Source organism: Leptotrichia rugosa (genome assembly GCF_041200005.1).
Lineage (GTDB): Bacteria > Fusobacteriota > Fusobacteriia > Fusobacteriales > Leptotrichiaceae > Leptotrichia > Leptotrichia rugosa.
Window position 1 is genome coordinate 1518834 of sequence record NZ_CP165644.1, and the last position, 19314, is coordinate 1538147.

Annotated in this window: 22 protein-coding genes and 3 pseudogenes; 9 read left to right on the top strand and 16 right to left on the bottom strand. The window is 28.3% G+C overall.

The genetic code is table 11. From position 1 onward, the window contains the following. Nucleotides 1-39: 39 nt before the first annotated feature. The 11 genes and pseudogenes from atpG to AB8B22_RS07575 all read right to left on the bottom strand — a co-directional run bounded on the left by atpG (nucleotide 40) and on the right by AB8B22_RS07575 (nucleotide 7835). Nucleotides 40-900 carry an ATP synthase F1 subunit gamma gene (gene atpG / locus AB8B22_RS07525; protein WP_094080006.1) on the bottom strand — a complete coding sequence of 287 codons (861 nt, stop codon included), beginning with the start codon at nucleotides 898-900 and terminating at the stop codon, nucleotides 40-42. Nucleotides 901-914: 14 nt separating this feature from the next. Beyond that, nucleotides 915-2420, bottom strand: coding sequence for a F0F1 ATP synthase subunit alpha (gene atpA / locus AB8B22_RS07530; protein ID WP_094080005.1), 1506 nt, complete (start codon nucleotides 2418-2420; stop codon nucleotides 915-917). Nucleotides 2421-2437: 17 nt separating this feature from the next. Next, a pseudogene (atpH, locus tag AB8B22_RS07535) lies at nucleotides 2438-2961 on the bottom strand (ATP synthase F1 subunit delta). Between the two features lie 4 nt (nucleotides 2962-2965). Beyond that, a complete protein-coding gene (locus AB8B22_RS07540; protein ID WP_369710649.1) occupies nucleotides 2966-3214 on the bottom strand; it encodes a hypothetical protein in 249 nt (82 codons plus the stop codon). A gap of 40 nt (nucleotides 3215-3254) precedes the next feature. Continuing rightward, nucleotides 3255-3458: a hypothetical protein gene (locus AB8B22_RS07545; RefSeq protein ID WP_369710650.1), complete on the bottom strand. Its 204-nt coding sequence runs from the start codon at nucleotides 3456-3458 to the stop codon at nucleotides 3255-3257. Nucleotides 3459-3488: 30 nt separating this feature from the next. Beyond that, nucleotides 3489-4748, bottom strand: a complete 1260-nt coding sequence (locus tag AB8B22_RS07550; RefSeq protein WP_369710651.1) for a hypothetical protein — start codon at nucleotides 4746-4748, stop codon at nucleotides 3489-3491. Nucleotides 4749-4844: 96 nt separating this feature from the next. Continuing rightward, nucleotides 4845-5090, bottom strand: coding sequence for an ATP synthase F0 subunit C (gene atpE, locus AB8B22_RS07555; RefSeq protein WP_068156643.1), 246 nt, complete (start codon nucleotides 5088-5090; stop codon nucleotides 4845-4847). A gap of 78 nt (nucleotides 5091-5168) precedes the next feature. Next, nucleotides 5169-6074, bottom strand: a complete 906-nt coding sequence (gene atpB, locus AB8B22_RS07560; RefSeq protein ID WP_369710652.1) for a F0F1 ATP synthase subunit A — start codon at nucleotides 6072-6074, stop codon at nucleotides 5169-5171. 237 nt (nucleotides 6075-6311) lie between these two features. Continuing rightward, complete coding sequence (locus AB8B22_RS07565) at nucleotides 6312-6704, bottom strand: hypothetical protein (protein ID WP_369710653.1); 393 nt, start codon at nucleotides 6702-6704, stop codon at nucleotides 6312-6314. Between the two features lie 9 nt (nucleotides 6705-6713). After that, nucleotides 6714-7070 carry an AtpZ/AtpI family protein gene (locus AB8B22_RS07570; protein WP_094079999.1) on the bottom strand — a complete coding sequence of 119 codons (357 nt, stop codon included), beginning with the start codon at nucleotides 7068-7070 and terminating at the stop codon, nucleotides 6714-6716. Between the two features lie 18 nt (nucleotides 7071-7088). Next, complete coding sequence (locus AB8B22_RS07575) at nucleotides 7089-7835, bottom strand: class I SAM-dependent DNA methyltransferase (RefSeq protein ID WP_369710654.1); 747 nt, start codon at nucleotides 7833-7835, stop codon at nucleotides 7089-7091. Nucleotides 7836-8359: 524 nt separating this feature from the next. Between AB8B22_RS07575 and AB8B22_RS07580 the strand changes: the two genes are divergently transcribed. Next, a complete protein-coding gene (locus AB8B22_RS07580) occupies nucleotides 8360-8752 on the top strand; it encodes a hypothetical protein (protein WP_369710655.1) in 393 nt (130 codons plus the stop codon). A gap of 406 nt (nucleotides 8753-9158) precedes the next feature. Here the strand turns inward: AB8B22_RS07580 and AB8B22_RS07585 are convergent, their stop codons facing one another. From AB8B22_RS07585 to AB8B22_RS07605, 5 genes are read right to left on the bottom strand one after another with little or no spacing between them, the layout of a single operon-like run. Further along, a complete protein-coding gene (locus AB8B22_RS07585; protein WP_369710656.1) occupies nucleotides 9159-10085 on the bottom strand; it encodes a PTS fructose transporter subunit IIC in 927 nt (308 codons plus the stop codon). A gap of 19 nt (nucleotides 10086-10104) precedes the next feature. Further along, nucleotides 10105-11130 carry a fructose PTS transporter subunit IIA gene (locus tag AB8B22_RS07590; RefSeq protein WP_369710657.1) on the bottom strand — a complete coding sequence of 342 codons (1026 nt, stop codon included), beginning with the start codon at nucleotides 11128-11130 and terminating at the stop codon, nucleotides 10105-10107. Between the two features lie 34 nt (nucleotides 11131-11164). Continuing rightward, nucleotides 11165-12082 carry a 1-phosphofructokinase gene (gene pfkB, locus AB8B22_RS07595; protein WP_369710659.1) on the bottom strand — a complete coding sequence of 306 codons (918 nt, stop codon included), beginning with the start codon at nucleotides 12080-12082 and terminating at the stop codon, nucleotides 11165-11167. A gap of 28 nt (nucleotides 12083-12110) precedes the next feature. Continuing rightward, on the bottom strand, nucleotides 12111-12998 hold the full coding sequence (locus AB8B22_RS07600; RefSeq protein ID WP_094079994.1) for a hypothetical protein: 888 nt from the start codon (nucleotides 12996-12998) through the stop codon (nucleotides 12111-12113). 24 nt (nucleotides 12999-13022) lie between these two features. Continuing rightward, nucleotides 13023-13562 (bottom strand): hypothetical protein, encoded by a 540-nt coding sequence (locus tag AB8B22_RS07605; RefSeq protein WP_369710660.1) that lies wholly within the window; start codon nucleotides 13560-13562, stop codon nucleotides 13023-13025. 210 nt (nucleotides 13563-13772) lie between these two features. Here AB8B22_RS07605 and coaE point away from each other — a divergent pair, with 210 nt between their 5' ends. The 8 genes and pseudogenes from coaE to AB8B22_RS07645 all read left to right on the top strand — a co-directional run. Further along, a complete protein-coding gene (gene coaE / locus AB8B22_RS07610) occupies nucleotides 13773-14378 on the top strand; it encodes a dephospho-CoA kinase (protein ID WP_094080791.1) in 606 nt (201 codons plus the stop codon). Nucleotide 14379: 1 nt separating this feature from the next. Continuing rightward, nucleotides 14380-15189: an LCP family protein gene (locus tag AB8B22_RS07615; RefSeq protein WP_094079992.1), complete on the top strand. Its 810-nt coding sequence runs from the start codon at nucleotides 14380-14382 to the stop codon at nucleotides 15187-15189. 103 nt (nucleotides 15190-15292) lie between these two features. Next, nucleotides 15293-15883, top strand: a complete 591-nt coding sequence (gene yihA, locus AB8B22_RS07620; RefSeq protein WP_094079991.1) for a ribosome biogenesis GTP-binding protein YihA/YsxC — start codon at nucleotides 15293-15295, stop codon at nucleotides 15881-15883. Between the two features lie 147 nt (nucleotides 15884-16030). Then, nucleotides 16031-16301 (top strand): annotated as a pseudogene (locus AB8B22_RS07625) (winged helix-turn-helix transcriptional regulator). 257 nt (nucleotides 16302-16558) lie between these two features. Beyond that, nucleotides 16559-17884, top strand: coding sequence for an ATP-binding protein (locus tag AB8B22_RS07630; protein WP_369710661.1), 1326 nt, complete (start codon nucleotides 16559-16561; stop codon nucleotides 17882-17884). Nucleotides 17885-17900: 16 nt separating this feature from the next. Further along, nucleotides 17901-18098, top strand: a complete 198-nt coding sequence (locus AB8B22_RS07635) for a winged helix-turn-helix transcriptional regulator (RefSeq protein WP_369710662.1) — start codon at nucleotides 17901-17903, stop codon at nucleotides 18096-18098. A 21-nt stretch (nucleotides 18099-18119) separates the two neighbouring features. Further along, nucleotides 18120-18998 carry a hypothetical protein gene (locus AB8B22_RS07640; RefSeq protein WP_369710663.1) on the top strand — a complete coding sequence of 293 codons (879 nt, stop codon included), beginning with the start codon at nucleotides 18120-18122 and terminating at the stop codon, nucleotides 18996-18998. Nucleotides 18999-19064: 66 nt separating this feature from the next. After that, nucleotides 19065-19304: pseudogene (locus tag AB8B22_RS07645) on the top strand (Imm51 family immunity protein); the annotation flags it as partial. Nucleotides 19305-19314: the final 10 nt, after the last annotated feature.

Genomic DNA, 19314 nt, shown 5'->3' on the forward strand with positions numbered 1-19314 from the left:
TTAATTTCGCTCTCCTTTCTGTTTATGTAAATTTAATTTCTACTGTACTCCCGATGAACCTCCGATTATTTCCGTCAATTCCTGTGTTATAAGTCCTTGACGTTCTCTGTTGTACTGCACTTCCAATTTTTTTATCATATCTGCAGCATTGTCATTGGCTTGCTTCATTGCTGACATTCTGGCTGAATGTTCACTTGCAGAATTTTCCAAAAGAGCCTGATACAATTTTATGTTTAAAACTTGTGGAATAAACGCATTTAGCACTTCATCTTCCGATGGGTCAAACATATACTCTTTTGTTGGAAGCCCTTCCTTTTTTTCAATTGGAAGTAATTTTTCTGTCTGGATATTATATTCTACCGCTGATACAAATTTTGAGTAAATTAAATAAACTTCGTCATAGTAGTCATCCAAATAAAACTGTACAACATCTTCACTTATTTTTTTTGCTTTTTCAAACATAGTCTCAGGTATCATTTGTGTATATTCACTATCGACATCTATATTTCTTGTTTTGCAATAATCTTTCGCCTTTTTTCCGATTGTAATTACAGAAATCTCTTTATTTTCTTTTTGAAAATTTCTTCTCATTTCTTCAAGTTTTCTATGCGTATTTGAATTAAAACTTCCACAAAGCCCTCTATCTGAAGTCATAACAATAATTCCAACTTTTTTTACCTGAGATTTTCCATCGAATATTACAAATTTATTACCTTTTAATCCCGCAACTAAGTTATCAAACGCTATATCCAGTGTCTCCGCATAACTACGAGATTTTAGCGTCAATACTTGAAACTTTTTAAATTTTGTAGAAGAAACAATATTCATCGCATTTGTGATTTGACTCGTATTTTTTACGCTGTCAATTCTCTCTTTTATTTCTTTCATATTTGCAGCCATATTTTTTCACCTACTTACCAGACGTACTCTTCTTTAAAGTCTTGAATAAAGTCATTTAAAGAATTTTTAATTTCATCATCAATCTGTTTTTTCTCCAAAATCTGTTTCAAAATAATCGTTTTGCTTGAAAGTGCATCAATTAATTCTCTTTCAAACTGTCGAACTTTTTCTGTTGGAACATCGTCAAAAAATCCATTTGTTACACAGTAAAATGAAATTACTTGTTCTTCCACTTTATACGGACTATATTGTCCTTGTTTTAATACTTCCATTATTTTAGAACCACGATTTAATTGATCTCTTGTCGCTTTGTCCAAGTCTGAACCAAATTGTGTAAACGCAAGTAATTCATTATATTGTGCAAGTTCCAATTTCACTTTTGAAGCAACTTGTTTCATTGCTTTTATTTGTGCTGATCCACCGACCCTTGATACAGAAACTCCTGCATTTATCGCTGGTCTAAATCCTGAATTAAATAAATCAGTTTCCAAGAAAATCTGTCCATCTGTAATCGAAATTACATTTGTTGGAATATATGCCGAAATATCTCCAGCTTTTGTTTCAATAATCGGTAGTGCCGTAATTGATCCACCACCCAATTTATCACTTAATTTTGCAGCTCTTTCAAGAAGTCTTGAGTGCAAATAGAATACATCTCCAGGAAAGGCTTCTCTTCCAGGCGGTCTTTTAAGCAGTAAAGACATTTCACGATAAGCTACAGCGTGTTTAGACAAATCGTCATAAATTATCAAAACACTTTTTCCGTTATCCATAAAATATTCTCCCATTGCCACTCCCGCATATGGTGCCAAATATTGAAGCGGTGCAGATTCTGACGCTGTTGCCGCCACAATTATAGTGTAGTCAAGCGCTCCTGTTTCCTCTAATTTTCTATAAATTTGTGCAACTGTCGATCTTTTTTGTCCAATTGCAACATAAATACAAATTGTGTCATTTTCTTTTTGATTTATTATTGCGTCAATTGCTATTGCTGTTTTTCCAGTTTGTCTATCTCCAATTATAAGTTCCCTTTGTCCCTTTCCAATTGGAAACATTCCGTCAATTGCTTTTATTCCAGTTTGTAGCGGTTCACTTACAGGTTTTCTTGCTATTATTCCAGAAGCTTGTCTTTCTATTGGCATATATTTACTAGCTTTTATTTCACCTTTTCCATCAATAGCATTTCCCAGTGCATCTACAACTCTTCCAAGTAATTCTTCTCCAGCAGGCACTTGTGCAACTTTTCCCGTTCCCTTTACTAAACTTCCTTCTTTTATTCCGATTGTTTCTCCAAAAATAACTGCTCCGATATTGCTTTCTTCTAGATTTAGAGCCATTCCAGTTGCACCATTCTCAAATTCTAATAGTTCTCCAGACATAGCATCACTTAATCCATAAATTCTAGCAATTCCATCTCCAACTTCGAGAACTGTTCCAGTGTTGGAAATATCAATTTTATTTTTGTAATTTTCTATTTCGCTACGAATTATCTTACTTACCTCTTCTGGTTTAATCTTCAAAAAAAGCACCTCCATTTCTAAAAAACTTTTTTCATATCGCTTATTTGATTTTTTATTGAACCATCAATTATTTCATCGTTTACCTTTATGATTCCTCCACCAATTATACTTTTATCAACAACTAAATTTAATACAATTTTTTTATTGTATTTTTTTCCAATTTTTTTGTTAATTTCTTTTCCTGTTCATTTGATAATTTTTTTGCAAATATAGCTGTCACAGGAAGTTTATTATTTTCCTTGTAATAAATTTCCAAAAATTTAGCTTTTATTTTCGCTACTGAAGATAATCTATTTTTTTTAATGATATATCTTACCACTTTAATTGACTCTGCACTAGCAAAACTAAAAGATTTTTTTAAAAACTCTTCCTTTTCAGAAAATTTAATTATCGGATTTTCTAAAATTCTTCTAAACTGTTCTTCTTCTGAATATTTTTCAATTAAAATATTAAGCACTTCTCGAACTTCATCTATTTTATTAGAAGATTTTGCTATATCATAGATAGCTTTGGCATATGTTTTTGCAATCTCGTCTTCCATAATTTTAATCTCCTAATCCATCAATAAATTTATCAATTGTTTTATCTTGACTTTTATCAATATTTTCTTTAATAATTTTTTCTGCAAGATCCACAGCCATTTCTCCGACTTCCTTTTGCAACTCAAATTTAGCTTTTTGTCGCATTTTTTCAATATCAGCTTCCGCTTTCATCATCATTCTTTCACGGTTATTCATAGCCAAATTTATAATTTGATCTTTTCTTTCATCAGCTTGTCTTTCAGCTTTTATCAAAATGTCATTTGCACGTCTTTTGGATTCTTTTTTTAACTTTTCAATATTTTTCTTTTTTCTTCCAATTTTTCTTTTTCATTTTCAACGATTTCCATTTCTGATAACGCCATTTTTTTCTATCTTCCAAAATTTTTCCAATTTTTTTTGAAAATGCCCGCGTGAAAAAATAGACTAATACTAAAAAATTTATTATTTGAATAGCCATTGTAAAATCAATATTTACTAATTTTGCTCCTTCATTCATTTTTTCTCCTTAATTTTTTAGAATTATTTTTTATTTTATATTTTTACCCCTATTAATTTTATATTCAAAATATATAGGTTGAAAAATAACTTCCTCTTCTTTTCCTTTAGCTTTTATCACAAACTTAAATAAATAACGATATTTTTTGTTGCTTAATGGAAACAGATCTTTTAATTTAGAAATTTTTACTTTTTCTAAATCAATTTTATTATCTTTTAACAAATTTCTTAAACTAACTGTACCAATAATGTCCGATTCTCCATTCCAACTGACAGGGTTTTGGTCTTTCTCGTTTCCAAACCCTTTTATTTTAGAATTTTTACCAACTTCAGTTCCCCATTCTTCCACAAAAGGTTTATTTTCTTCTCTCTTTACTCTATTTTCTGGAACTTTTGAAGAAATCAATAATTTTTCACTTTTTTCAGATACAATCAAATAAACTTTTACACTTTCCAGTTCAATTTCTGGCTTTTTTATCTGAAAACCAGCAACAAAACTTGTATTTAATTTATCAGATTTTGTAAGTTCACTACTTTCATCAGAATTGACCTCATTAATTCCAGTAAATAAAATTTTATAATTTTCAGTTGACACCATAGTTGCACTTGCTAAAATTTCTTCCGAATTTTTAGTGAAAGACAATATTTTTTCAGGATTTACTTTTGTAATTTTATCTATTTTTACCCTATCAACTTGTTTATCTTTTTCAATTTTATCATCTACCATTTTTTGCGATTTCTCTAAAATTTTCATATTTTCTTTTTTACCAGAAAACTCTTTTTCAATTGATTTCTTAGTTTTATTTATATCTTTTCCTATCTCTACATCACTTAAACCCTTAGTACTCGATGGTTTATTTATTCCACTATTATTTGACTTTCCCTCAGTTGTTTTTTTTCCAGATGAATTATTGTTATTCTTTTTATTTTCTGGATTTTTTTCATCAGAAGTCTTTTTTCCCATTATTTTAGGAAGCTTTTTATTATTTACTGGATTTGAAGTTTTTGGCATCGATTTTGTGTCTACTTTTTTATCAACTGTTTTTGCTGGTGTTTTAACAGATTTTGTCTTTGTTGTAGCTGAACTTTTTGGTGCTGGTTTTGTAATTTTTGTGTCATTTTTTTGGGTACTTCCAGCCGTTTTCTTTGTAGTTGTCTGCTTAGTTACCTCTTTTGTTTCTTTTGATTTATCGCCAGTCTCCTTTTTCAGTGTTCCTGTTCCTTTTTTTGGAGTTACTGTTTTAGGTTTTGTAGTTTCAGATTTTTTTTGTGTTTGGTTATTTACTGCCACTCCAAAAGATATATTAAAAAATGTAATTAAATACAATCCTATTGTTATTTTTTTTAAATTTATGACACTCACAACCTTTCTTTAAAAATATAAGAACTATCCTTTTAAGAAAATTAATAAGAATGCGATTACTAATGCATAAATTGCTGATGACTCAGTAATTGCCAATCCTGTAATTAATGTCTGCATAATGTCTTGTTTTGCTTCAGGTTGTCTTGAAATAGCTTCTACTGCATATCCTGTTGCAATTCCTTGCCCAAGTCCTGCTCCAACTCCTCCTATTGCTGCTATTCCTGCTCCTAATAATGCTGCTGCATTAATGATTTCTGCTGTTGCTGCCATTTTAAATCCTCCTATTTTTTTATTTTTTTTATTAGTTTTTTATTCTTTATACTCTTTGATATTCAAATTTATCTTAAATTATTCATCTTCCTCTTCTTCGCCTAATCCTTCACTGATATAAACGGATGACAACACTGTAAAGACAAACGCTTGAACAATTCCTATAAATAAATCTAAATATAGTTGTAAAATCATTGTCCAACCCACTGCGAACGAGAAATTTCCTTTTAATAAATTATTCGTTATAGACTGAAACAACTGATGCCCCACAAGGCTGTATAAAAGTCCCACGATTACTAATCCTGCAAGCATATTCCCAAATAAACGCATTGATGTATTCAAAACTTTTGAAAAGATGTCAACAATATTTAGCGGAAACATAAACCACATTGGTTCAAACAACGATTTTAAATATGCTCTAAATCCGCCTTTTTTTATAGAAACTGTTAAAAAAAGAACAATTACTACAAGTGACAGTCCAATTGTCGTATTTGGATCAGCTGTCGGCGTTCTAAAAAATGGTTTTATTTCCATTCCATGCTGTCCTTTTAAAATCATTATCACAAACGGAAATAGAAATCCACATAAATTTGAAAACATTATAAAGGCAAATAGTGCCGCAAAAAATGGAACATATTTCTTTTTATATTTTCCAAAAGTTGTAAGAAATGTATTTTCAATAAAATTATAATATTCTTCCATTATAATTTGCATTTTGCTTGGATTTTTTACACTTGCATTTTTTGTCCCCAAATTTATAATAAACATTATTACAAGCATTAAAACCCAAGTATTTAATACTGTCTGACTTAGCGAGAATTTAAAGCTGCCGATAATAAAATTAAAATAATGCGGGGGCTCTACAACTGAACTCGGCGATTCAAAATTAATCGGCAAAACCGTACTTACAATTGCCAAAATAACATTTACAATCACCATCATAAGAATTAAGAGTCCAATAAATTTAAAAACTTTATTTTTCATCAATTTTCCTCCTTTCTTCTAAGAGTTCTTTTTTATTTTTGGAGCAAAAAGATTAAAAACTTCACTCGTACTTTCATTATACTCCAATTATTTTTTTTTTGCAAATTTTATTCTTTAGTTTAAAATTTCACTTTTTCTTGATTTTATTGACTTTGTATCATAATCAAGTCTTTTTATTTAGATATTTTAATCTATTTTTCAATAAAATAATACAATGTTTTATTAATACAAAAATAATTATTGTTTAATTTTTTTTAAATAATTATTCAAAATAATCGAGAGTTTATAATTTGTCGCTCCAATCCCAGTAAATAAAAGATTTGTCAGTACATGCCCCACAAAATATCTCTGGCTGACTTTTCCAACAATAAACATTCCGATGCAAAAAACTAAAAGTCTTTTCCAAAGCTCAAAATTTCCATGTAATTTTGGATTATTTTTAAAGTACAAAATCTTATTTATTCCCGAAATAAGAAGCCTAACATTTATTAATGAAATTATTCCTCCCACAAAAAATCCAAAGTAAAGTTCTACAATTTTAAAAACAAGTCCAATAAAAAATACAATTATTGTAATATAAATTGAAAGTTTATAATTTTTTCTTATTTCACAAGGCATATTTTCAAACATTTTTACTCCTCACTTTATATTATTAATTTGTTTAATTAAAGACCAATAACCTGAAACCGCGCCAATCACAAGAAATATAACTAAAACTATCGGCTGATCAGTTTTAAATAAAAACTTTTTTAAAAGCATATAAAATCCTAACATAAGAAGTACTGGCACGGATAAAGTATAAACCATATTTGTAGCTAGTGCAAAATATTTTATAAGTTTATTATTTCTTTTTCGATTTTTTTTCTCATTTTCATTGTGCCGTCCAAGTTTTTTTTCAATTTCATAAATTCTTTCTTTTCTTTTTTCTTCTTCATCAATATTTTTTTTGTCTGTATTTTTTTCATTTATATTAAAATTTTTTTTATTTTCTGACATATTTACTTTTCTCCTAACTTATATTTTTTTTAATACAAAAAATATTCGGCTCTCCCCAAATTCAGGATTACTCGCCGTGTCAAATATTTCAAATCCATTTTTTTGAGCAGTTTTAATTATCCACTTCGGATCATAAATAAATTTGTACTGAATATCGTTGTATTTTCTAAATAAATTATCATTGGAATTTTCCCTGACAAACAAATCTATTTCCACAAGATGTTTTCTTTGCGAAAGTTTTTCGTGACGCCAAATACTCGTATATTCAGGCTCTTCATCCAAAAATACATCATTTTCAAAAATTTCAGAAAAAATATCTTCCGTGACGGCATCAAAAATTAAAAATCCATCTTTTTTCAAATTTTTAGAACATTTTTCCAAAAACTTTTCAAATTCGCTTCCATTTTTCAAATAATTTACCGTGTCAAAATTACAAATAATATTGTCAACTTGGCAAATTTCACCATTTTTAAAAGTACTCTCAAAATCTATAATATTTTCTTTTATAAGTTTAAAGTCGCAATTTTCAAGTTTTTTATCAGCTATTTTTTTCTCCGCAATGTCCAACATTTTCTCTGACAAATCAACTCCAGTCACTGAAAATCCATCTCTCAAAAATCGAACTGAAAACTCCCCAGTTCCACATCCCAAATCCAGCAAAGTTCCTTTTTCCCTAATAAAACTCCTAAGAAAATTATACCAACTGTCATAATCTACGTGTTTCATGAATACATCATAAATTTCCGCAAATTCTTTATGTTCCATATTTCTCACCTTTCTTTTCTCTCTTTAATTTTAATTATATTATAACACAAAATTTTAGCAAAAAACACGTTGATAATAATATAAATTATTATTAAGAAACATATTATACGAAAAAATCATCTGAATTTTTATTCGACTTTTTTATTTCAAAATTAATTAAATTATACTAAAATATATTAAAGAGATAAAAAATGAGGCTCAAGTGCTACCATTACTTTGACACCGTAAATTTACAGCCTAGCTATCTATTTGGATTTGAGCTTAGATATTCACAATTTAAAATTGAAAATTCAAAATTTATTTTAAGAAATCGAAAGTTTTTTTAATGTTAAAAACTCTTTATTAATACACTATAGAATAATCATATTCAATATTTTAATTTTAAATTAATCTTTATAAATTATATAATCCGCATAAAAAAGTATATTTATGATTTAAGAACAGAATAAAATACACCTTGCCTATTTTTTATAAATATATTAGAATTTATTAAAATAAAAAATAAAAAGAAAAGGAGGATATTGATGAGTAATATTGAAAACAAGACACTTTGTTTAAATATTGCTAATTTAGAAGAATTTAAGCAAAAAATAAAAAATAAGTTCTGTATAAATGAATTTGATGTTTTAGATGAAAATATAATTAAGATGCAGATTAAAAATTTGGCTTTTGGAGTTTATTTTCTTAAGAATAAAAAAAGAAATGGGGAGCTTGTAGTAATAAAGACTGACAAGATGATAGATTGTGGGGAATTTGAAATATTTTCAGAAAAGAAAAATTTTTATTCGGATTTATATTTCTTGATTTTCCACTCAACTGAAAAAGAAAAATATGAACATTTTGAAATACTTTTACAAAAAATCAGTGATGATATTTTAAGAAAAATATTGAAAAAATTAAAAACAAAAAATATGTAATTTAAAAATTAAATATTTAATCTTAATTAATTTAAAAAGGATTAACTTTTTCATAGAATATAAGTTAATCCTTATTTATTTTAGCAATTATTATAATTTTTTTTTATATTTTATGCTATACTTTGTTCATAAATTAAGAGAAAGAAAAAAGAAAAGAAAATATATATAATACTGTTAGGGTCTGTTCCATATATTTAGTAATTCTAACTACTTTATAAGGCAACTTCATCTTTTTTTCTTTAAAAATATGAATTTAATTTTTCTATAAATAAAAAAATGCACCTCCAAATCTTCCAATTTCACATCTTCCGCTTCTTTGGTACATTTTTTATTTTGTAATTATTTTACACTTTTTCAAAATTAATAAAACAATTAAAATAATTTCGACTTTTATATTAAATAAAATCTATTTTTCATCTACTTTTTTCTTTAACAATCCTAGCAATATTGCTGATATAATCGCACCAACTACAACTGCGAATAAATACAAGAAGAAACCGTTTCCACCATTTGCAGTCTTACTTAATCCCATTACTAAAATTCCTCCATGTGGCGCTGGTATTTTAACTCTGAATAATCCAATTAAAGCTCCTGCCACTGCTGAACCTACAATACTTGCAGGTATTACTCTTGTAGGATCTGCTGCCGCATAAGGAATTGCACCTTCTGTAATAAATGAGAATCCCATAATGTAGTTTGTAAGTCCTGCTTCTCTTTCTTGTGCAGTAAATTTATCTTTAAACAGTGTAGATGCCAATGCAATTGCTATTGGTGGAACCATTCCCCCAGCCATGACTGCCGCCATTGAGAAAGTTCCTCCCGAAGTCATTGTTGCTGCTGTCAATGTTCCTGTTCCAAATACATATGCTACTTTATTTATAGGTCCACCCATGTCTACTGACATCATTCCACCTAATATTGCTCCTAATAATATTGCACTTGCTCCTTGCATTGAAGCCAAACCATTATTTAACCAAACATTTATGAAAGTAGCTATCGGATTAACAACTACCCACATTATTGTTCCTGTTATTAATACTGATAATACTGGATATAATAAAATCATTTTTAATCCATTTAATGATCTTGGCAATCCTGACAATACTTTTACTAAAATTTTAACTACTACACCTGCTAAAAATCCACCAATTAATGCACCAATAAATCCTGAAACTGGACCATCTTTTACTATTGGCTGAGTTGCTAAGAATCCTGCAACAAGTCCTGGAGTTAACGCAGCTCTTTCACTCATACTAAACGCTATGTATCCACCTAAAATTGGCAAGAACAATCCAAATGCCGCTTTTCCAACTGTCATCAACAATTTCGCCATTGCATTTGTTGTACCAAAATTAGATCCTGCATTTGCATGTCAATGTATCAACCAAAAACGCCAATGCAATCAAAATTCCTCCACTTATTACCAACGGCAACATATAAGAAACTCCACTTAATAAGTGTTTGTAAAGTCCTTTTTTCTCACTTGAAGCCTCTTCACCTGAAGAAGCTTCCGAAGAACCACTCGCATGGAAAATAGGTGCTTTTCCATCTAAGACTTGTTGAATTAACGCTTTTGCATTATTAATTCCTTCTTTTGCTTCCACTTGAATTAACGGTTTTCCATCAAATCTATCCACTTCAATATTTCTATTTATCGCTAAAATAACACCTTTTGCTTTCTTGATGTCATCGCTTGTCAAAACATCTTTTCTACCGTCTGCTCCATTTGTTTCTACTTTTATTTTTACTCCCATTTCTTCAGCTGCTTTTTTCAAGGCTGCCGCTGCCATATATGTATGCGCAATCCCTGTTGGACAAGCTGTTGCTGCAATAATGTAAGGTTCATCATCTGAAGACGAAGAGTTAGCTACCGATGCCTGCGCTTTTTTCACCTCTTCTTTTTTAGCTTCATCTGGGAATTTTTCCGCTTCTGTTTTATTAATAATATCTAAAACTGCATCTGCTGTTGGAGCTTTTTCCAAAGCTTCTTTAAAATCATCATCCAATAATAACTGTGAAAGTCTAGCTAATGTCTCAATATGAGTATTATTCGCTCCATCTGGTGCTGCAATCATAAAGAACAATGTTGCAGGTTCTCCGTCCAATGAATCGTAGTCAATTCCACTCATTTTTCTTCCCATCGCAAGAGCTGGTTCTTTTACAAATTCCGTCTTTGCATGAGGAATAGCAATTCCTTCTCCAATTCCTGTTGAACTTTGTTCTTCTCTTGCTTCAAGCGCTTTTACATATCCATCGTAATCATTTAAAACACCTGTTTTTTCGTGAAGTCTTGCTAATTCTCTTATAACACTTGGCTTATCACTTGATTTTATGTCAAGATTTATTCTATCTTTTATTAATAAGTCTGATATTCTCATATCTTTCCACCTTTCATATTTTTATTTTTAAATTTTATAATTTTTCTTTTAAAATCTCAATTTCACTATATAACTTATCAACTAAATCTTTTTCTGCCATTCCATAAGAATAAGCTGTTGCGCTTCCTGAAGCAACTGCCAATTTGAAAGCATCTTCTATAGTCATTCCTTTGACAAATCCTGCCACAAATCCAGCTACCATTGAATCTCCAGCACCAATCGAATTAATCAATTTTCCTTTTGGAACACTCGCTTCTAAAACAAAATCTTTGTTTACAAGCAAAGCTCCATCTCCACCACGAGATAAAATCACATTTTTTACCCCTCTGTCCAAGAAATATTTACATTTTTCAACGATTTCCTGTTTAGTTTTCAATTTTTCACCAAACATATCTCTCAATTCATGGATATTCGGTTTGACGAAAAGATTGTTATGAATGTTGTCCTGCAATAAGTTTCCTCTCGTATCAAGCACTATTTCCACATTCGCTTTTACATTTTCTGACAATTCTTTATAAATCTTGCTGCTAATTGATGAAGGAATACTTCCAGACAGCACTAAAATATCTCCATCTTTTAAATCTGACATTTTTTTCACTAATTCCTGTAATTTCTCATCTGTTATTTTTGGTGAAACTCCAGTTAATTCTGTTTCTTTATCATTTCCATTAACTTTTACGTTAATTCTTGTGATTCCGTCTAGTTTTACAAATTCTGATTTTATTCCATCTTTTTGCAAATTTTCTACAATGAAATCTCCTACAAATCCCGCAACATACCCTAATGCTGTAGATTCAATTCCTAAATTTTTCAAAACTTTTGAAACATTTATTCCTTTTCCACCTGCTCTATAGTTTACTTTTTTTGCAAGGTTCAAATTTTCTGCTTCCAATTCATTTTCCAAATACATGTCGTAATCCAATGCAGGATTTAATGTCAATGTGTAAATCATCTTTTCCTCCTCAAGTTTTTTTAAATTATTAATTTTTTTTCTTTTTAAATATCCGATACTTTATAACTCTTTTGTCTGAAATTAAAATATAAATTTCATCTTCGATTATACATATCTTTCGTATTTCGCTATCTGCAACTTTTTTTTCTATTAATATTTTAAACTCTTCATCGGTAATTAGCATCGTTCCATCAACTAATCCAATAAAAAACTTTCCTTCGTTTTCTTCAATATAATTAATTTTTGCATTTGCTACTTTTATAGAATTGTACAATTCTTTATCTAGAATATTCCAAATTTCTATTTCGCCATCTTCTGTTCCAGCAAAATATTTTAGTCCGACTATTTTAGAATAGGTGTGATCATTTTCCGTTTTTATTTCAAATATTTTTTTTAATTTATTTTCAAAAATGTAGATTATATTATTTTCTTTTTCTTCTTCTCTAAATTTAATTATAACATTTTCGCCACTTGTAAAAATATCATAATTTCCAGTTTTTTTATTTTTATTTATTTTTGTAAAAATTAATTCTTCTGTGTCAACATCATAGGAAAATAATATATTATTTTCAATATATACGATTCTTCCGCTCGTTATAAAATTCATAGCCGTGATTAACTTATCTGTTTCAAAGACAAGCGCTTTTATTCTTTTTTTATTTCCATCACATTTATAAACTTTTCCATTTGGAGTTGACACAAAAAATATGCTTGATACAAACAATTGATTTTTTTCTTTTATATATTTTATAATTTTACTATTTTTTACTTTTCCGCCGCTTTCTTTTTCAAATATTCCTTTTTTAAAAAAAATTAACTTTTCACCAGTTGTAATAATTCTTTTATTTATGGGTTCCACACCAAAATCATTAACTTTTGTATTATACGTTATATCTTCTTCTAAAATTATATTCATTTTATTACTTTCCTAAGTATTCTTTTAATAAACAATATCTTCCGTTGGTCCATATCCATTTTTTTGGAATAGATCAACTACATTGTTATTCATTTTAGAAAAAATTTCACTATTGTAATACATCTTCCAATCCCCATCATGTTTAGTTGTATCTAAAATATATTTGAAAAACATAAATGTATCATTTTGCTTAGCGTCGTAAATATATAATCTGTATGTATAAAACTGAGGCTTATCTTTTAACGCTCTTGATGAAATATTACTTGGCAGTAATTTTGCAATATCACCTTCAAAATCTAGCAAGATATTCATAATATTTTCATAAGTTAATTCTTTTTTTTCTTTTTCATTGTACAAAAGTCCAATTTCTAAATTTCCAGTTCCGATATAGTAAGTCAAAAAATCATTGTCAATGTCACAATAGACATTTCCTTTTAAATTTGTGCTATTAATCAAATCTATTTCTTTTTTTACATAAAAATTAGGATTTTTAATCCAATGGCAAGTTCCCGAAAAAGAAATCCCAGAGATTAGCAATGCCAACGAAAATACAAACTTTTTCATTATAAAACTCTCCTTATAACACCAGGAATAAAATTTTTGCTTTTTTTATTTTTTTAGCATAAATATATAGCTTATCCTTTAATTCATAAGAAATTTTACCATATTTTTTAATTAATTACAAGGGAAGAAATTAGTAAATAAAATTTGCAATTAAATGAAAAAAGATATAAAATAGATTGTATAAAAATTTTAAAAAGAAGGGAAAATACTATGATTGTCGGTATTACAGGAGGAATTGGAAGTGGAAAAAGCACTGTCAGCCGAATTTTGAGAGATAAAGGGTTTTATTTTGTCGATTTAGACACGATTTCTCACGAAGTCATTCAAGATCCAGGAATAAAAACAGAAATTTTTAAAAATTTTGGAAGTGAAATTTTTGACAAAGAAGAGATTTCACGAAAAAAATTGGGAAAAATTGTTTTTGAGAATAAAAAAAAATTGAAAAAATTAAATTCCATTATGCATCCTGAAATTTTGAAAAGAATGCGAAAAAAAATTAATGAAAGCAAAAAAAATCTTGTGTTTGTGGAAATTCAGCTGCTTTTTGAAGTTGGATGGGAGAATGAATTTGACTTAATTTTACTCGTTTGGGCTGATAAAAATACTCAAATTAAGAGAGTTTTGGCTAGAGATAAGCGGAGTGAAAATGAAACGGAAAATATAATAAATTCTCAAATTTCTTTGGATGAAAAAATAAAAAAAAGCGATTATGTCATTGAAAATAACAACGATAATTTAGAAGATTTAAAAAATAAAATAGATGATTTTATTAATTTTTTGGAAACTAAACTAAATTTTGAAAAAAAAGAGGTGTAAAATGAAAAAAATAATATTATTTATTACTTTGGCTATTTTAGCTGGTTTAGCTGGTTTTATAGCTTGGCTTTCTGTGCCGTTTAATATTCTTATAATAGGAAGTGACGCTTATGCAAATCAGCCAACAAAAGGTTCAAGAAGCGACGGTTTAATTCTTGTTAGAGTTGTGCCGCTTACAGCTCAAATTAAAATGGTTTCAATTCCTAGAGATTCTTATGCCGAAATTCCTTGCGAAAACTATAAGATGGATAAAATTACGCACTCTCACGCTTTTGGAGGAACTCCTTGTACTGTGGAAGCTGTGGAAAAATTGCTTGATGTAAAAGTTGATTATCACATTTTATTCAGATTTGAAAATGTTATGGACATCACAACGATGATTGACGGAGTTGACGTTGTTGCAAATCACACTTTTAATCAAGACTATTTTGATCAGGAAGTTTTTCACTTTAACAAAGGGCAAGTTTATAACTTAAAAGGACGACAAGCACTTGCTTATACAAGACATAGAAAAAGTGACACTGCTTTTAAGCGAGATGAAAGACAAAGACAGGTCATTCAAGGAATTGTGCAAAAACTTTCAGCTCCTTCAGGATGGAAATACATTCCAAAAGTTTTGGACTACACGAAAAAAAATATGGAAATTGAAGTAAATCCTATAAAAGCTCTAAGCGCTGCACCTGCAATTTTATTGCATCATCCAATTGAACAGCATGAACTGCAGGGAGACGGACGAATGATTAATGGTGTTTATTACTATATTTTAAACGATAATTCACTAAACGACATAATTTATGATTTTCAAAATTAAATAAATTTTTTAAAGAAATTTTTTTAAATTATTATTTTATAAAAATACAACTTTTGTGATATAATAATAATAAAATTTTTATGAAATTAAAGAAAGGAAAAAAATGGAAATTAAAAAAGCTGAATTTATAAAATCCGCTGTCTATGCAAATGAATATCCAAAATTCAACAATTTTACAGAATTTTCTTTTATTGGGCGTTCAAATGTTGGAAAATCTTCGTTGATAAATTCTTTGACAAAGCGGAAAAACCTTGCCAGAACAAGTAAGACTCCTGGAAGAACACAATTAATTAACTATTTTTTGATAAATGATAAAATTCATTTTGTCGATTTGCCTGGTTACGGATTTGCAAAAGTTCCTCAAGCTGTTAAAAAAAATTGGGGAAAAATTATAGAAGATTATTTAACTTCAGATAGAAAAAAAATTGTATTTTTGCTTTTGGATTTGAGAAGAATTCCGTCAAATGAAGATATGGAGATGTTAAAGTGGCTGGAACACTTTGAAATAGAATATTATATAATTTTTACAAAATCCGATAAATTGTCGAATAACGAAAAATTTAAGCAGTTAAAAGAAATTAAGAAAAAGCTCGTCTTTGACAATGAAGATGTATTTTTTTATTCTTCACTAAAAAATACTGGACGGGAAGAACTTCTCAAATTTATCGAAGAAAAAACTCAAAATTACGAATAAAAATTTTTGTGTAAACCTCTAAATAATATATGGTAAAATAACTATATAATATTTGGAGGTTTTTGTTATGGCTGAAAAGAAAATTGACACAGATTCTTTCCCTTTATGCTAAAGGGATGAGCAACAGAGACATTATGGAAATTAAGGATTTTACCGAATTTGTATATTAAAAAAGTGGTCAGATTTAATGAATTGCAAAGAAATCTGGAAAATATTACTACAAAAACTTTGACAGAGCAATTGAGAGAACTTGAAGATAAAAAAATGATAAAAAGAACAATTTATCCTGAAATTCCTCCAAGAGTCGAATATTCTCTAACTGACATAGGTAGTTCTATTGATCCTGTATTAAAAACTTTATGCGATTGAGGGAAATGACTATTTGGAATTGATTGATAGTAATACAGATAAGGTTTAAAAATAAGTTATGCGGAAACAAAATTTTCAAGTAAAAAATATTTTCTATCATAATAGAGTTGTTAAAGCTACTATTTAATGAAAAAAAGGGGGTTGCATGGCTTTTAATAAATTTAAAAATGATAAAGTATCGTTGTAATTTTTGCAATATATTTGCATTTTTCGTTGTAAAAAGTGTATGAAGATAACATTTTTTCGTTGTAATTTTTGTTAAGATGTGCTATATTTCATACATAAAGTTATAAAAAGAGGTGTTTTATGTATAGAATTGCTATTGAAAATCTTTATGAATGGAAAAATAAGAAAAATAGGAAACCTTTGATTATACAAGGGGCAAGACAAGTGGGGAAAACTTGGCTTATGAAGGAATTTGGAAAGAAGGCTTATAAAAATACAGTTTATATAAATTTTGATTCTAATTCTAATATGAAAGAATTGTTTGAAGTAGATTTAGATGTAGAGCGACTAATTATGGGGATTGAGCTTTATAGCGGAATAAAAATAGTGCCTGAAGAAACTTTGATTATTTTTGATGAAGTTCAGGAAGTTCCAAGAGCAATTTCCAGCCTTAAATATTTTTACGAAAATGCACAGCAGTATCATATTGTTTGTGCAGGTTCGTTGCTAGGAGTTGCACTGCATGAAGGAACATCATTTCCAGTTGGGAAAATTGACTTTTTAAAGTTGTATCCTTTATCTTTTAAGGAATTTTTACTTGCCACAGGGAATGAAAAATTTTTAAAACTTGTTGAAAATAATGATTATCAGATGATAAAAGTGTTTAAGCAAAAATTTATAGATATGCTTAAATACTATTATTTTGTAGGTGGAATGCCTGAATGTGTACTTCATTTTTCGGAAAATAAGGATTTTAATGAAGTAAGGGAAATTCAAAAGCGTATACTTTTAGCTTATGAACAGGATTTTTCAAAACATGCTCCAAATGAAATTGTGCCTAGACTAAGAATGCTATGGAATAGTATTCCATCACAACTTGCAAAAGAAAATAAAAAGTTTATTTATGGTTTGGTTAGGGAAGGTGCGAGGGCAAAAGAATACGAAATGGCATTAATGTGGCTTATTGACTGTGGTCTTATTTATAAAGTGAATAGAGTTAATAACCCTAAACTTCCATTAAAAGCATACGGAGATTTGAAGGCTTTTAAACTGTTCTTGCTTGATACAGGACTTCTTACCTGCATGACAGGATTGAATCAGAGTACACTTATTGAAGGAAATAAACTATTTGTTGAATTTAAAGGAGCATTAACAGAACAATATGTGTTGCAACAACTTGTTACAATTGAAAATTTGAATATATATTATTACACAAATGACCGTGGTTCATGTGAAATTGACTTCTTATTAGATAATGGAGAAAGTATAATCCCTGTCGAAGTAAAAGCCGAAGTAAATTTAAAAGCCAAAAGTTTGAAAGTGTATAAAGAAAAATATAATCCTGAAATATCAGTGAGAATATCAATGAGTGATTATAAAAAAGAAGAATGGTTGTTAAATTTACCGTTGTATATGACAGAGGAAATTGGAAATATAATAGGAAAAAGAAAAAATGATAAGGAATAGTTAGAAATATTGTAAAATGACTGATAAAGAGCTTCAAAGACTGAAAATACTGGAAGTGTATTTTGAGAAAAATAATTATATTGATAATAGTGAGGCTCAAAAGATTTTGAATGTTTCGGATTCTACGGCGAGAAGATTTTTGAATAAACTTGTGAAAGGTGGGATTTTGGAAGCGATTGGAGAGAGAAAAGGGAGGAAATATAGGAAGAAATAGTAAAATTTGGAGATAAATTATATGGAAATAAAATATTTAAAATTTGAAATTAATATGTGGGATATATTTTTTCTAGTAATATATTTAAGTCATTTATTAGGAGGAATTGATATTTTATTTAATAAAAAAGAAAAGGATGGAATATTTTTTTTAGTTATTGGAATAAGTTATTTTGTATATAGATTTCTTTTGGTGATGATTATTAAAAGCAAGATGAAATTTGATTTCTCTGATTATAAAGTGAAAATAAAAGGTTTATTTTTTGAGAAAATTATTGAATATAGTGATATAAAAACTTTGACAGTGAGAAAAAATATGTTAGGATCGTATGATATTCTTTTAAACTTTGACAGCTCAATAAATATTTATAAGTATTTCTGTAATTTAATAATGGATGTTTCAATAGAAAGTAATCATAAAAAAAGTTATATTTTTTGTGATATAAAAAATAAAGACGAAATTTTGGAATATTTGTTGAAGAAAATAGGTTATCCAAAAAAAGAAATTCGTGAAAAAGTGAATGGAGAAAAATTATATGTGAAATATTCAATTTTTGAAAGATTTCATATGTTGTGTTGTTCAATATTTAGCATAGTATCAATTTTTTCGGTTGGAGTTGCTTGGGGGGATTTAGAATTAATGATTGAACTATTTGTAATAATAATATTATTACTAGTGATGACTATGATAAAATTTTTTAGAAAAGATTATATTATGAAAAGATATAGTAATTACAGTATATCAATATTTGAAAGGAAAAAAGGAATTTATATTGTAGACAGTTTTTTGGAAACAGATGAAAAAGTAGTAATTAATTATGAAAATTATTTTTATAAAAGGGATTATTATTATTTTCAGAATAATGTTATGCCTAAAAATTATAAAAAATATGATAATTGAAATTATAAAAATAATGATTTACAGGAATAAACGAAATTATTAGATTATTTATCATATTTAAATGGCTATGGATGGGCTGCTTTAATTGAAAGTTATTTGGAAAATAATTATCCAGAACTTTATGAAGATTATGATTCTGATTCTGAAGCTGGGGGATATGTTGGACGCTATTTTGGAAATACTAAGGAAAATTGGGAAAAAATACGGAAAGTGGCTGAAATAGTTGAGGATTTGATTGAAAATGAAGATAAAATTTATAAGTATATTAAAGAAAATGGAGATGATATTTTCTGGGATTCATTCTAGGTAAGAAAAT